A 14,676-nucleotide genomic window follows, 5' to 3' on the forward strand; every position below is an offset into this window, starting at 1 on the left:
AGATGGTGACGATAAGAATTGTCAACTTAAACTTACATCTCTACTGTTAAGTCATGCTTACAGACGTCAAGGGTGATTCAAACGCAGCAATTGTCATCGGCGCAGGGCTTGGCGGCCTTGCTGCGGCCATGCGATTGGGTGCGAAAGGCTATGCTGTGACCGTGCTGGACCGGTTGGATAAGCCCGGTGGCCGGGGGTCATCTGTCACGCAAGATGGACACCGATCGATCTTGGGCCGACGATTATCACCGTACCGCAGGTATATGAGGATTTGTGGGCCGCCTGCGGGCGCGACTTTCACAAAGATATCGATCTGCGCCCGATGGACCCGTTTTATGAGGTCCGCTGGCAGGACGGATCAACCTTTACCGCGCGCCAGGACACCGATGCGATGCTGGCCGAGGTTGCGCGTCTTAGCCCGCGTGACGTGAAGGGCTATAAGCGTTTCCTGAAGGACAGCGAGGCCCGGTATGTGGTGGGCTTTGAGGGCATGGTGGCCAAACCGATGCACCGCCTTTGGGACACCATCAAGGTGTTGCCGCAGTTTGCGCTGCTACGTGCTGACCGGTCGATTCTGGGATTGGCAAAGGCCCGGGTGAAAGACCCCCGTTTGCGCATGGCACTGTCATTCCATCCGCTGTTTATTGGTGGCGATCCGATGCATGTGACCTCGATGTATGCCCTTGTTGCTTACCTCGAAAAGGAGTTCGGTGTGCACTACGCGATGGGCGGCGTACAGGCGATTGCACAGGCGATGACGGGCGTGATCCGGTCGCAAGGTGGTCAGGTACGGCAAGGTATCGAGGTCGACGAGATATTGGTCGAAGATGGCGCGGCGAAAGGCGTGAAGCTGGCGAATTCAGAGACTATTCCAGCGCAACTGGTGGTCAGTAACGCTGATGCGGGTCACACCTACCAACGCCTGCTGCGCAACCAGCCGCGCAAGCGCTGGACCGATAAAAAGCTGAAATCGCGGCGATGGTCGATGGGCCTATTCGTCTGGTATTTCGGCACCAAAGGTACCGCCAAGATGTGGCCCGATGTGGGCCACCACACGATCACCAATGCGCCCCGGTACGAAGGGTTGCTGCGCGATATCTTCATCAAGGGCAAGCTGTCGGATGACATGAGCCTTTATATCCATCGCCCTTCCAAAACGGACCCCGGCGTTGCGCCTGCGGGTGATGATACGTTCTATGTGCTGTCACCTGTCCCGCATCTGGGCTTTGACGACCCTGTCGATTGGCAGAAAGAGGCTGAGATTTACAAAGCCAAGGTGCAAGCCGAGGTCGAAAAGACGTTGCCGGGTTTTGCCAACCATATCAGCACTGAAATGGTGCTGACGCCCGAGGATTTCCGTGATCGTTATCTGTCGCCCAATGGCTCTGGCTTCTCAATCGAACCCCGGATTCTGCAATCTGCTTGGTTCCGTCCGCATAACATCAGCGAAGAGGCCAAGGGCCTGTATCTGGTTGGCGCTGGTACCCACCCCGGCGCAGGTGTGCCCGGTGTGATCTCCAGTGCGGAAGTGTTGGCCAAGATGGTGCCGGATGCGCCCGTGGTGCCAGAGATGAAAGTGGCCGCCGAATGATCCACCCTGATGACCTTGAACATTGTCGCGAGGCGATCCGCCATGGGTCGCTATCGTTCCATGCGGCCTCAAAACTGTTGCCTGCCAAGGTCCGCGATCCGGCGCTTGCGCTTTATGCGTTCTGCCGTCTAGCGGATGATGAGGTAGATGAAGGCGATTATCAGGCTGGCGCTGTCTTTCGCCTGCAAGAGCGGTTGGATGCCGCATATGCTGGCACGCCGAAGAACGCGCCAGAAGATCGGGCCTTTGCTGCGATTGTTGAAGATTTCGAGATGCCGCGCGCCTTGCCAGAGGCGCTTTTAGAGGGCCTTGCATGGGATGCCGCCGCGCATCGCTATGACACTTTATGCAGTGTTAGAGACTATTCAGCCCGTGTGGCGAGCGCTGTTGGCGCGATGATGTGCGTGCTGATGCGCGTACGCGATCCTGACGCATTGGCGCGCGCCTGCGATCTGGGTGTTGCAATGCAACTGACCAATATTGCGCGGGATGTTGGCGAAGATGCCCGCATGGGCCGCATCTATCTGCCATTGGATTGGTTGGCTGATGCTGGGATTGACCCACTGAATTTCGTGCGCGACCCACTGCCCACACCCGAGGTGCAGCGCATGGTCAAACGTCTGCTGGCCGAGGCGAACCGGCTGTATCTGCGGTCTGAAGCCGGAATTGATGTCCTGCCTCTGCAAGCGCGCACCGGGATCTGGGCGGCGCGGTTGATTTACGCGGGGATCGGAAAGCAACTTCGCCGACAGGGGTATGACAGCATTTCCATGCGCGCCCGCACGTCGGGTCGTCAGAAACTGGGCTGGTTGATGCAGGCGGGCGCCCGCACGGCCACGTCATTGGTCATGCCAAAATCAGCGGTGATCTACGCAAAGCCGCTTCCAGAGGTGGCATTCCTTGTCGACGCGGCCAGCCGTGCAAAGCCAGACCACGGCCGGTCAACCACTGTGCTTCAGATATTGGCAGAGCTAAAAGCGCGTGATGCAGGCATTGGAACTGACCGCCCGATGGCTTAGGTATATGGGGCAGCCTGAAAGGCCCCGAAGATGGATATTCTACTTTTTTGTTTGTTCCTTGCCGCGACTTTCGCCGCAGGCGCGACCGGTGCGCTTTTCCCGACAGGCGAATGGTACAAGACCCTTAATAAACCGACATGGACGCCCCCCAACTGGGTGTTTCCGGTCATGTGGACCTCGATCTATCTGTTCATTTCTTTTGTTAGCGCGCGCGTCGCCGTCCTGGAAGGCAACGCTTATGCGATGGCCTTCTGGGGGATGCAGATAGCGTTCAACGCGCTGTGGACGCCCGTTTTCTTTGGCTTGCGCCACCTCAAAGCGTCTATCCCAATCATGCTGGGCCTATGGATATCGGTGCTGGGTGCAACGATCACCCATATGCAGCTGGATTTTTGGGCAGGCTTGGCGTTTGTGCCTTATCTGGCATGGGTCACCGTTGCTGCCGCTTTGAACATGGCAATGGTTCGCCTGAATCCTGATCAAGAGCCATTGCAGCTTCAGAACATCTGAGACCCCCTTGAACGTCCCCCAAATCGGTGAAACCATTGGGGATGGAAACGCATTTCAAATCATGGGCCGAAGTTGCCTCCCGATTGGTGGCCGTCGCCGCAGGGCGCGATAAGGCAAATCTGGTCATTCGCGGTGGCAAGCTGGTGAATGTCCAGACTCGCGAGATTCTGGATGGCTGGCAGGTGGCTGTTGCAGAAGGGCGCTTTGCCTATGTTGGCCCAGATGCCTCGCACTGTATTGGTGACGATACGCGGGTGATCGAGGCCGAAGGCCGCTATCTGATCCCTGGCCTCTGCGATGGCCACATGCATATCGAAAGCGGCATGCTGACCCCGGCAGAGTTTGCTGCCGCCGTGATCCCCCATGGCACGACCACTATGTTCACTGACCCGCATGAGATCGCCAATGTGTTGGGTCTGCGCGGCGTGCGCATGATGCATGATGAGGCGCTGATGCAGCCCGTCAATATCTATACACAGATGCCATCTTGTGCGCCCTCTGCACCGGGGTTGGAAACGACCGGGTTTGAGATTTCCGCGAAAGACGTAGCCGAGGCGATGGCGTGGCCGGGCATTATTGGCCTAGGCGAGATGATGAACTTCCCCGGTGTGATCAACGGTGATCCCCAGATGCTGGCCGAGATGGCGGCAACGATGCATGCGGGCAAGACAGTGGGCGGGCACTATGCTTCGCCTGACAAGGGTATCGCGTTTTCGGCCTATGTCGCGGGCGGAGCGGCGGATGATCACGAAGGCACCGCTGAGGCAGATGCGATTGCGCGTGTGCGCAATGGGATGCGGTCAATGATGCGCCTTGGATCGGCTTGGTATGATGTGGAAAGCCAGATTACCGCGGTGACCGAGAAGGGTCTTGATCCACGCAACTTCATTTTGTGCACGGATGATTGCCATTCTGGCACCTTGGTCAATGACGGACATATGAACCGCGTTGTGCGCCATGCCATTGCCTGCGGGTGTGATCCTGTGATTGCCTTGCAAATGGCCACAATCAATACAGCCACCCATTTTGGGCTGGAACGTGAGATTGGCTCAATCGCGCCGGGGCGCCGCGCCGATATGATCCTGACGTCTGACCTGACAACGCTGCCGATTGAAGAGGTCATTGCGCGCGGTCAAACCGTCGGGAAGGACGGCAAGATCACGGTTGATTGCCCGCACTTCGCTTGGCCTGCCGACGCGCGGAACACAGTGCATATGGGGAAAGCGCTGGATGATACGGACTTTGCGATCCCAGCCCCTGAAGGCAAGAACAAGGTCAAAGCAAGGGTCATAGGTGTCGTCGAAAACCAGGCACCGACTGAGGCATTGACCGCTGAGCTGCCCGTTGTTGATGGGCGGGTTGAGGGCGAAGGCGATACATATCAGATCGCTCTTGTGGAACGGCACCAAGGCACCGGTAAGGTCGTGAACGGCTTTGTCTCTGGCTTTGGGTATACTGGTAAGATGGCCATGGCCTCAACCGTAGCGCACGACAGTCACCATATGATTGTGGTGGGCACGGATCGCGCCATGATGGCGGCTGCGGCCAACCGTCTAGGTGAAGTCGGTGGCGGTGTCACTGTTTGGAAAGACGGGAAGGAACTGGCGCTTGTCGAGCTGCCCATCGCTGGTTTGATGTCTGACAGCCCTGCCGCAGAGGTCGCTGCCAAAGCTGATCAGATGGTCGCGGCCATGGCTGCCTGTGGCTGCACATTGAACAATGCCTATATGCAGCATTCGCTGCTGGCGCTTGTTGTCATCCCATCGTTGCGGATTTCTGATCTGGGGTTGGTCGATGTCGACAAGTTTGAGATTACCGAAATATTTGAGGAAAATGCATGAATATGGCCCAAGAGGTGTCAATCCGGACACCTGATATCCCGAAACCTGAGAGTTTCACCGATGCAAAGAAGGCTGTCGCCCGGTTGCAGGAGCTGTACGCCGCGGCGGTGAAATTCCTGTCCGAGAACTTCGGCGAAGCACTGATAAACGGACAGCCTGAAGCGCGAGTACGCGCTTACTATCCGGAAATTCGCCTGACGACGACGACTTATGCCAAGACGGATACGCGCTTGTCGTTTGGCCATGTGGCTGAGCCCGGCGTTTATGCCACCACGATTACCCGGCCTGATTTGTTTGCATCCTATCTTGAGCAGCAGATTGGCCTGCTGATCAAAAGTCATGGGGTGCCGGTTGTGATCGGGGCGTCGAGCACCGAAATGCCTGTACATTTTGCGGCTGCAAATGACCCGGGGCTGACGGTGCCGCAGGACGGCTCGATGGAGTTCAATCTGCGTGACAATTTCGATGTCCCAGACCTGAGCACGACGCACGACAATATCGTGAATGGTGAGACATTTACCTATCCCGACGGCGCGCGGCCCTTGGCGCCCTTTACCGCACAGCGCGTTGATTATTCACTGGCGCGTTTGGCGCATTACACGGCGACGGCGGCAGAGCATTTTCAGAACCACGTCCTTTTCACCAACTACCAGTTCTATGTGGAAGAGTTTGAATCCTACGCGCGCCATATGCTCGCTGATCCCGAAAGCGGCTATACCAGCTTTGTGAGCACCGGGAATGTGGAAATCACGGATGCAGATGCACCCATCCCCTTGCCTGGCAAACTGCCACAGATGCCGACTTATCATCTGAAACGCGCCAACGGCAGCGGGATCACTTTGGTGAACATTGGTGTGGGCCCGTCGAACGCAAAGACGGCGACTGACCACATTGCCGTGCTGCGTCCGCATGCTTGGTTGATGGTCGGCCACTGCGCTGGGCTGCGCAACTCGCAGCGGTTGGGTGATTTCGTGCTGGCGCACGCTTACTTGCGTGAAGATCACGTGCTGGACGATGACTTGCCGGTGTGGGTGCCGATTCCGGCGCTGGCGGAAATCCAGATTGCGCTTGAAACGGCTGTGGCTGATGTGACTGAACTTGAAGGCTACGAGTTGAAGCGGATCATGCGGACGGGCACTGTTGCGACTATCGACAACCGCAACTGGGAGCTGCGCGAACAAGCGGGGCCCGTGCAGCGCCTGTCGCAATCGCGTGCCATTGCGCTGGATATGGAAAGTGCGACAATTGCCGCCAACGGTTTCCGTTTTCGGGTGCCCTATGGGACGCTGCTGTGTGTTAGCGACAAACCCTTGCATGGAGAGCTGAAACTGCCTGGTATGGCCTCAAACTTCTATAAAACACAGGTGGCAGCGCATCTGATGATCGGCATTCGGGCGATGGAACGTCTGCGCGAAATGCCGCTTGAACGCATCCACAGTCGGAAATTACGCAGTTTTGAGGAGACGGCTTTCCTCTGATCAGCCAAAAAACGCAAAAAGTGGCGCTTTTTCCCTTGTAAACCTACACTAATCGTTGTGGTCTGCCACAACATACCGTTAAATGTGCGGGTAATAGGCCCTACTGCTGGGGCGAATGAGGGAGACCAGAACAATGGCTACAAAACCAATGACAAAAGCGCAGCTTGTTGCTGCTTTGGCCGATGAAACAGGCATGGATAAGAAAGCGGCGGGTTCCGCACTGGACGCTGTGACTGGCATCATCACCAAAGAAGTATCCGGCGGCGGTGCTGTGACACTTCCTGGCGTTGGCAAAATCTACTGCCGCGAGCGCCCAGAGCGTATGGTCCGCAACCCAGCTACGGGCGAGCAGATCAAGAAAGACGCAGACAAGGTTGTCAAAATGACAATCGCCAAAGCGCTGAAAGACAGCGTGAACGGCTAAGCCATCGGCCGAAAGGCAGGATGCAGATGTTGAGAGGGTCGCCAGATTGGCGGCCCTTTTCCGTTGCGGCGCGTGATTGGCATTTCCCATCCTGATCTTCTTCGATAGGTGGCGGATATGGATATCAAAGCAATCGCAATGGGTTTGGCGTTCGCGCTGATGTGGTCCTCGGCCTTTACCTCGGCGCGGGTGATCGTGGAGTATGCGCCGCCGCTCAGCGCGTTGGCGTTGCGGTTTCTCATTTCCGGGTTGCTGGGCGTTGCAATAGCTTGGGCGCTGGGACAGTCAGCTCGGCTATCGGGCAAGCAGTGGCTGGGTGTGGTGATCTTTGGCGTCTGCCAAAACGCCCTTTACCTCGGTTTAAATTTCGTGGCGATGCAGACGATACCTGCGTCATTGGCGGCAATCATTGCCTCTACGATGCCCCTTCTGGTCGCTCTGGCTGGTTGGATCGTTTTTGGCAATCGCGTGAGGCCCTTGGGGATCGCGGGGCTTATCGCGGGGCTTATCGGCGTGGTCTTGATCATGGGCGCGCGCTTGCAGGGTGGCGTTGATGTTTATGGGCTGATCCTTTGTGTGATCGGGGTGGTGTCTTTGACTATCGCAACACTTGCAGTTCTGGGCGCCTCATCGGGTGGCAATGTGCTGATGATTGTGGGCTTGCAGATGCTGGTGGGCAGCGCAATTCTTTGGGCGCCTGCGCTGACACTCGAAGTTTGGGACGTTACTTGGAACTGGCAGTTGGTTGTCGCGTTCGTCTATACCACTTTGGTGCCCGGGCTGGCGGCGACTTTGGTCTGGTTCCTGCTTGTGGGGCGCATCGGGGCGGTGAAGGCCTCAACCTTTCACTTTCTCAACCCGTTCTTCGGGGTCGCCATTGCGGCGGTCTTGCTGGGCGAGGTGATTGGCGTTCTGGACGTTATTGGCGTTGCGATTATCGCGGGAGGTATCTTGGCCGTGCAACTGTCGAAACAGTAGTTAGCCGATCTGACCGCGCACGCCGCCCGTTTGCCCGCGATCCAGAAGCAGGTGATCGAGGATGACACAAGCCATCATGGCTTCGCCGACAGGTACCGCGCGGATGCCGACGCATGGGTCGTGACGCCCCTTGGTGATCACTTCCGTGGGTGTTCCGTCCATGCGGATCGATTTGCGCGGCGACAGGATTGATGAGGTTGGTTTTACGGCAAACCGCACCACAATGTCCTGTCCGGTGCTGATCCCGCCAAGGATGCCGCCAGCGTGGTTCGAGCTGTAATCTGGCCCATCAGCTCCCATGAAAATCTCATCCGCATTGTCGCGGCCTGTCAGCGCGGCGGCGGCCATGCCTTCGCCAATCTCGACGCCCTTCACCGCGTTGATCGACATCATCGCAGCAGCCAAATCGGTGTCTAACTTGGCATAGACCGGTGCACCTATGCCTGCGGGCACGCCGCGTGCGACAACTTCGATGATCGCGCCGACAGAGTTGTGATCGTCCTTGCGCAGCCATGCAAGGTAGTCGTTCCATTCGGCTGCCGCCTCGGCATCCGGGCAGAAGAAATCGTTCTGATCGATCTGGTCCCAATCCATTTTGGCGGGATCGATCTTTTTTGTGCCCATCTGGGTCATATAGCCTTTGATCTGGACGCCCGGCGCAATCGCATTGATCGCCTCGCGCGCCACACCCCCAGCGGCCACACGCGACGCCGTCTCCCGTGCAGATGATCGCCCGCCCCCACGCGGGTCGCGCAGACCGTACTTCTGGTGGTAGGTGATATCTGCATGGCCGGGTCGGAACGTGTTGATGATATCGCCATAGTCTTTCGACCGTTGATCGGTATTTTCAATCATCAGTTGGATCGGCGTACCCGTCGTTTTACCCTCATACACACCCGACAGGATCTTCACCGCATCAGGTTCATTCCGCTGGGTCGTGTTCTTGTTCAGACCGGGGCGGCGCTTGTCCATCCATTGCTGGATCATCGGTGCCTCAAGCGGCACGCCCGGTGGGCAGCCGTCAACCGTCGCACCCAAAGCAGGCCCGTGGCTTTCACCCCAGGTAGTGAAGCGAAACAAATGACCGAAGCTGTTGATCGACATAGAAGTACCCCTTTGCCGCTTGGGTCTAGCGGGCGTGACAATCAGGCTCAAGTGCTTTCCCTTGCCTCGCTGCCCAAACCGGCTTAGCTAAGACCTACCTCGGGGGGCCACCAGCGTGGCTGAGATGCAATCATGCGGACCCGTAGAACCTGAACCGGTTAAGACCGGCGGAGGGAAGGTTTAGCAACCCCGCTATCCCCCAATCCGCCCGTCGCATTTGGAGGATACGATGAAACCAACCACCTATCTGCCAGCTGTTGCGGGACTTGCCCTATGTGCCACAGGCGCCATGGCCGAGACCCCAGTGCTGCAAGTCATGACCTACGACAGTTTTGTCACCGAATGGGGCCCCGGCCCCGCGATTGAAGCGGCCTTCGAGGCGGAATGTGCCTGCGATCTACAATTCGTTGGCACTGGTGACGGTGCGGCACTGCTGGCGCGGCTGCAGTTGGAAGGACCACAAACGGATGCAGACATCGTGCTGGGTCTGGATACGAACCTCACAGCAGCTGCCCGCGAAACAGAATTGTTTGCGCCGCATGGCGTTGATGCTGATCTTGATCTGCCGATTGCATGGACTGACGCCGAGTTTCTACCCTTCGATTGGGGCTATTTCGCTTTCGTTGGCAATGCAGGTGCGGATGCGCCCGCGTCATTGCGCGCATTGGCTGACAGTGACACCAAGATCGTGATCCAGGACCCGCGTTCATCCACCCCCGGTCTGGGTCTTCTGATGTGGGTCAAGACGGCCTACGGCGACGAAGCCCCTGCGCTTTGGGCTGATCTGGCTGACAATATCGTCACTGTGACCTCGGGCTGGTCCGAGGCCTACGGCATGTTCCTTGAAGGCGAGGCGGACGCAGTCTTGTCCTACACCACATCGCCCGCCTACCACCTGATTGCTGAAGAAGACGACAGCAAGGTTGCATGGGCTTTTGATGAAGGCCACTACATGCAGGTCGAAGTTGCGGGCAAAGTTGCGGGCACGGACCAGCCGGAGCTTGCAGATCAGTTCCTTGCGTTCATGGTGTCCGATGGGTTCCAAAGCGTGATCCCGACAACAAACTGGATGTATCCGGCGGTGACGCCCGCAAGCGGCTTGCCAGAGGGGTTTGAGACATTGGTCACACCCGGCACATCTTTGCTGTTGTCGCCCGAGGACGCGGCTGCAAAGCGTGATGCGGCGCTGGATGAATGGCGCACAGCGCTGTCCCGGTAACTGCACGATGGCCTGACGCCGCTGCGGCGGCGTTGGTGCTTGTGTTAACTCTTGGTACGCTGGGTGCTGTTGCCTGGCGTGCCGAATGGGGGGCGGGCTGGCCCCCGCAGATTGGGCCGCAATCCGGTTTACGGTTGTGCAGGCGCTGCTTTCTGCTTTCTTCAGTGTATTGTTGGCAATTCCAGTTGCTCGTGCCCTTGCGCGGCGCAGGTTTTGGGGCCGCCAGCTCTTGATCACGCTATTGGGTGCACCGTTTCTGTTGCCCGTCATTGTGGCCGTTTTGGGCCTTCTTGCTATCTTTGGTCGCGCTGGGCTGCTGAATGACGGGTTGGCATGGTTGGGTATCTCGCCCATTTCGATCTACGGCCTGCATGGCGTCGTGCTGGCGCATGTGTTTTTCAACATGCCGCTGGCCGTGCGTTTTATTTTGCAAGGCTGGCTGGCGATCCCGGCTGAACGGTTTCGCTTGGCCGCTTCGCTGAATGTGCCGGTGTGGCGGTTGCTGGAAGTGCCGATGCTGCGCGCAGTGGTGCCCAGCACCTTCCTTGTCGTCTTCCTGCTGTGCCTGACGAGCTTCGCCGTGGCGCTGACGATGGGCGGTGGCCCGCGTGCGACAACGGTCGAGTTGGCTATCTATCAGGCTGTGCGTTTTGACTTTGATCTGGGTCGTGCGGCTTTGCTTGCGTGCATTCAGTTTGTGCTCTGCGTGTTGGGCGCTGTTTTGGCATGGCGGGTCACTGGCAATGATCCGATAGGGACCGGGCTGGACCGTGTCATACAGCGGTGGGATTTGGCGCGGCCGGGCGTCGATTATGGTGTGATTATCTTGGCGGCGGTCTTTCTTTTGTTGCCACTGACCATGATCGTTCTGCGTGGATTGCCGGAGTTCTTCAATATGCCAGCCACAATCTGGGTAGCCGCGCTACGATCAGTGGTTGTCGCGCTTGGATCGGCGGCGCTTTGTGTGCTGATGGCGCTCGCGCTCGCCCTACGGGGTGGCATGATGGTTTCCGTTGTTGGGGTCATGCCTCTGGCGGCGTCTGGTTTGGTCGTCGGAACGGGCGCATTCTTGCTGGTGTTTCCCTTCATTCGCCCGGCTGATGTTGCATTGCTGGTCACGATGCTGGTGAACGCGACCCTAGCTTTGCCATTTGCGCTGCGCGCGCTTGCACCGGCAGCCGCGCAAGTCAAAAAAGACTATGGTCGCTTGGCGCTATCGCTGGATATGGCCAAAGGATCATGGGTACGTTTGGTGGTTCTGCCCCGGGTGCGACGCCCGCTGGGGTTTGCTTCCGGGTTGGCGGCGGCCTTGTCGATGGGGGACCTTGGGGTGATCGCCCTGTTTGCGGGGCAGTCCGAGGAAACGCTGCCACTGGCGATGTACCGGTTGATGGGGGCTTACCGCATGGAATCTGCGGCGGGAGCAGCGCTGTTGCTGGTGGCATTGAGCTTCACGCTCTTTTGGATATGTGATCGTTGGGGGCGGGCGGATGCTGACATGTGAAAATCTGGTGCTGCGCCAAGGGTCGTTCTCGCTGCGATCCGATGTAGCCTTCGAGATGGGCAAGGCTGTTGCGCTGATCGGGCCATCCGGGGCAGGAAAATCGACATTGCTGGCGGCGATTGCCGGGTTTCTGTTGCCTGCATCAGGGCGGTTGCTGTGGGATGGCGTCGATTTGTCAGGCGCCGCGCCGGGTGCGCGCCCTGTCAGTATGCTGTTTCAGGACAACAACCTTTTTCCGCATTTAACGGCTGCGCAGAATGTCGGGCTGGGGCTGCGCCCGGATTTGCGTTTGAACGCACAAGACGAAGCTGTAGTTGCCGCAGCTTTGGCCGATGTCGGGCTGGATGGCTTTGGTGATCGCAAACCCGGCGCGCTATCTGGTGGCCAGCAAAGCCGGGTGGCCTTGGCGCGGGTCCTTGTGGCAAACCGGTCTCTTGTTTTGCTGGACGAACCCTTTGCGGCACTTGGCCCTGCGCTCAAGGATGAGATGCTGGATTTGGTGAAGGCCAAGCTGGTTGCGGGCGGGAAGACGGTGATTATGGTGACCCACGATCCGGCTGACGCCCGGCGGATTGCTGACATGGCGGCGTTGGTCGCAGATGGGATGGTCCATGCGCCGGTGGCAACAGATGTGTTGTTCGACAACCCGCCATGCGGCGCTGGCAGCCTATCTTGGGTAAGGTGGGTCAAGGGTCCACCTGATGTAAAGCAAAAGGCCCGCCAATTAGCGGGCCTTGTGTTTGTCAGATCAGTTCAAACTTAATCTTTGTGCTTATGTGGTGCCCACAGGCGCTTGTTTGTCAGGTACAGCAGCACCGACAGAACCGTTAGGAACAGTACACCTGTCAGGCCTGCTTCCTTGCGCGCGACCAGCTTTGGCTCTGCCGTCCACATCAGGAATGCCGCAACGTCCATAGCGACGTCTTCCAACTCGGCAGAGTGACCGTCTGCGTAGTCAACGTCGTCGCCCCAAAGCGGTTGAGCCATCCCGATCCAGGAGCCGGGTACCATGTGCTTACCCTTTTCATCGATGCAGCTTTCAGGGAAGCCGCCTGCAGCGAAGGCCACGTTATAAGAGCCGTCCATCGGTTCGCCTTCCAGCGCACACTCTGGCTCTTCGTGGTAGCCTGTCAGTAGCGACGCGATATATTCAGCACCGCCCATACCATACACAAACTGGTTGATCCCCGTGCCTTCAGGACCGTGGAAACCAGCACGTGCCTTGGCCATCAGGCTGAGGTCGGGCGCATTTTGCGCTTCGTTTGCGGGGAAGGTATTTGCCGGTGAAAACGTGATCTGATCGTCTGTTTCAGGATCAATATATTGCGGGTTCGCATCCCAATCCCAAAGCGTGAACTGCTCTGCATAGGCACGCATCTGATCTTCTGGCAACGCGGGGCCACCTTCGTCATGCAGGTTGCGAAATGCAACAAGCTCTAGCCCATGGCACGAAGCGCAAATCTCAGTATAGACCTGAAGACCACGTTGAAGTTGCATCTGATCATAGCTGCCAAACGGGCCCTCAAACGGGAACGCGTAGTCAGTGATCTCGACCTCGACTTCGGCAGCCATGGCTTGCCCTGCTGTTAGGGCAAGCGCTGTTGCAGCGGTGAGTGTGAATTTACGGAACATATTCATTGGTCCTCTCTCACTCGGCCGGGTTCGCGACGGGCTTGGCGCCGTCACTCTTCGGCGCGTAGTGCGCGTTGAAGTCTTCTTCGATGGTTGCGTTGAAGCGGCGTGTTTGGCTTCTCGATCACGCCAAGCAGAGGCAGGATGACGAGGAAGTATGCAAACCAGTAGGTCGACCCGAGCAAGGCGATGTAGGGGTAGATCCCTTCAGCCGGACGCGCACCAACCCACATCAGCAGGATGAAGTTAACGACGAACAGCCAGAACCACCATTTAAACATCGGGCGATAGCGACCGGACCGCACTGTAGAGGTATCCAGCCAAGGGGCCAGCGCCATCACGACGATCGCGCCGAACATCGCCACAACGCCGAAGAAGGCTGCGTCGACAATGCCGAATGTGATCCAGTTCACGGCAATGACCAGCCAGACCTCTTGGTCGAATGCCCGTAGAATCGCGTAGAACGGCAGGAAGTACCATTCCGGCACAATATGCGACGGCGTCGCTAGCGGGTTAGCAGGGATGTAGTTATCCGGGTGACCCAGATAGTTTGGCATGAAACCAACAACCGCAACAAACACCGCAAGAATGATCGCCAATGCAAACAGATCCTTGATCACGAAGTACGGCCAGAAAGGAAGTGTATCTTTTGCAGCGTCTTCTTTTGATGTGCGACGCACCTCAACACCGGTTGGGTTGTTGTTACCTGTCGTGTGGAACGCCCACACGTGCACGATTGTCAGACCCAGCAGAATGAATGGCAGCAGGTAGTGCAGCGAGAAGAAACGGTTCAGCGCAGGCTGTCCGATGGAACCGTTCGGTGTGCCCAGCAGCCAGATTTGCACAGACTCACCAATGAACGGGATTGTGCCGAACAGGCCGGTGATAACAGCAGTCCCGTGGAAGGACATCTGCCCCCATGGCAGCACGTAACCCATAAAGGCTGTACCCATCATCAGGACGTACATCAGCATACCAACGATCCATGTCACCTCACGCGGTGACTTGTATGAACCGTAGTAGAGCGAACGGAAGATGTGCGCATACACGGCCACAAAGAACAGCGACGCGCCGTTCATGTGGAAATAGCGGATCATATGGCCGCCATTCACGTTGCGCATGATGTGCTCAACCGAGTTGAACGCCATATCAACATGCGGCACGTAGTGCATCACAAGCACGATGCCTGTGATGATTTGCAGCACAAGTGTGAAAACAAGAACGATACCCCAGATCCACATCCAGTTCAGGTTCTTGGGTGTGGGGATCATCAGTGTGTCATACAGCAGGCCAACGATTGGCAAACGGCTGTGCAGCCACTTTTCGCCTTTTGTGCCTGGCTCATAATGGTCGTGGGGAATGCCGCCCATGGGTTT

9 protein-coding genes, 4 pseudogenes and 1 riboswitch are annotated in these 14,676 nt (G+C 57.7%); of the genes and pseudogenes, 10 read left to right on the plus strand and 3 right to left on the minus strand.

Features of this window, described 5'->3' with window-relative positions; translation table 11 throughout:
• The first annotated feature begins 53 nt into the window (after positions 1–53).
• The 7 genes and pseudogenes from QTO30_RS14485 (at position 54) to QTO30_RS14515 (ending at position 7,841) form a co-directional block, all read left to right on the plus strand.
• A pseudogene (locus QTO30_RS14485) lies at positions 54–1,591 on the plus strand (phytoene desaturase).
• Positions 1,588–2,610 carry a 15-cis-phytoene synthase gene (gene crtB / locus QTO30_RS14490; protein WP_340424804.1) on the plus strand — a complete coding sequence of 341 codons (1,023 nt, stop codon included), beginning with the start codon at positions 1,588–1,590 and terminating at the stop codon, positions 2,608–2,610. Before QTO30_RS14485 ends, crtB begins: the two are co-directional and overlap by 4 nt.
• A gap of 30 nt (positions 2,611–2,640) precedes the next feature.
• Positions 2,641–3,120 (plus strand): tryptophan-rich sensory protein TspO, encoded by a 480-nt coding sequence (tspO, locus tag QTO30_RS14495; RefSeq protein WP_340424805.1) that lies wholly within the window; start codon positions 2,641–2,643, stop codon positions 3,118–3,120.
• A 41-nt stretch (positions 3,121–3,161) separates the two neighbouring features.
• A complete protein-coding gene (gene ade / locus QTO30_RS14500) occupies positions 3,162–4,961 on the plus strand; it encodes an adenine deaminase (RefSeq protein ID WP_340424806.1) in 1,800 nt (599 codons plus the stop codon).
• Positions 4,958–6,439: an AMP nucleosidase gene (locus QTO30_RS14505; protein ID WP_340424807.1), complete on the plus strand. Its 1,482-nt coding sequence runs from the start codon at positions 4,958–4,960 to the stop codon at positions 6,437–6,439. Before ade ends, QTO30_RS14505 begins: the two co-directional genes overlap by 4 nt.
• Positions 6,440–6,572: 133 nt before the next feature.
• Complete coding sequence (locus QTO30_RS14510) at positions 6,573–6,863, plus strand: HU family DNA-binding protein (protein WP_247228465.1); 291 nt, start codon at positions 6,573–6,575, stop codon at positions 6,861–6,863.
• Between the two features lie 117 nt (positions 6,864–6,980).
• Positions 6,981–7,841 carry a DMT family transporter gene (locus tag QTO30_RS14515; RefSeq protein WP_340424808.1) on the plus strand — a complete coding sequence of 287 codons (861 nt, stop codon included), beginning with the start codon at positions 6,981–6,983 and terminating at the stop codon, positions 7,839–7,841.
• Here QTO30_RS14515 and aroC read toward each other — a convergent pair whose 3' ends face one another.
• Positions 7,842–8,945 (minus strand): chorismate synthase, encoded by a 1,104-nt coding sequence (aroC, locus tag QTO30_RS14520; RefSeq protein WP_340424809.1) that lies wholly within the window; start codon positions 8,943–8,945, stop codon positions 7,842–7,844. It lies immediately after the preceding gene.
• A 90-nt stretch (positions 8,946–9,035) separates the two neighbouring features.
• Positions 9,036–9,138: riboswitch (TPP riboswitch) on the plus strand.
• Between the two features lie 36 nt (positions 9,139–9,174).
• Here aroC and thiB point away from each other — a divergent pair.
• The 3 genes and pseudogenes from thiB to QTO30_RS14535 all read left to right on the plus strand — a co-directional run.
• Positions 9,175–10,164 (plus strand): thiamine ABC transporter substrate binding subunit, encoded by a 990-nt coding sequence (gene thiB / locus QTO30_RS14525; RefSeq protein ID WP_340424811.1) that lies wholly within the window; start codon positions 9,175–9,177, stop codon positions 10,162–10,164.
• A pseudogene (locus tag QTO30_RS14530) lies at positions 10,140–11,668 on the plus strand (thiamine/thiamine pyrophosphate ABC transporter permease ThiP). The gene thiB and the pseudogene QTO30_RS14530 overlap by 25 nt, the downstream one beginning before the upstream one ends.
• Positions 11,655–12,345, plus strand: a pseudogene (locus QTO30_RS14535) (thiamine ABC transporter ATP-binding protein); the annotation flags it as partial. The pseudogenes QTO30_RS14530 and QTO30_RS14535, both read left to right, overlap by 14 nt.
• Before the next feature lie 82 nt (positions 12,346–12,427).
• On the opposite strand, the gene QTO30_RS14540 reads toward QTO30_RS14535, so the two are convergent.
• The gene (locus tag QTO30_RS14540; protein WP_340424813.1) at positions 12,428–13,306 is read right to left on the minus strand and encodes a cytochrome c1; all 879 of its coding nucleotides are present in this window, start codon (positions 13,304–13,306) and stop codon (positions 12,428–12,430) included.
• Positions 13,307–13,316: 10 nt separating this feature from the next.
• Positions 13,317–14,670 (minus strand): annotated as a pseudogene (locus tag QTO30_RS14545) (cytochrome b).
• Positions 14,671–14,676: the final 6 nt, after the last annotated feature.

It is taken from the genome of Yoonia sp. GPGPB17 (assembly GCF_037892195.1).
Lineage (GTDB): Bacteria > Pseudomonadota > Alphaproteobacteria > Rhodobacterales > Rhodobacteraceae > Yoonia.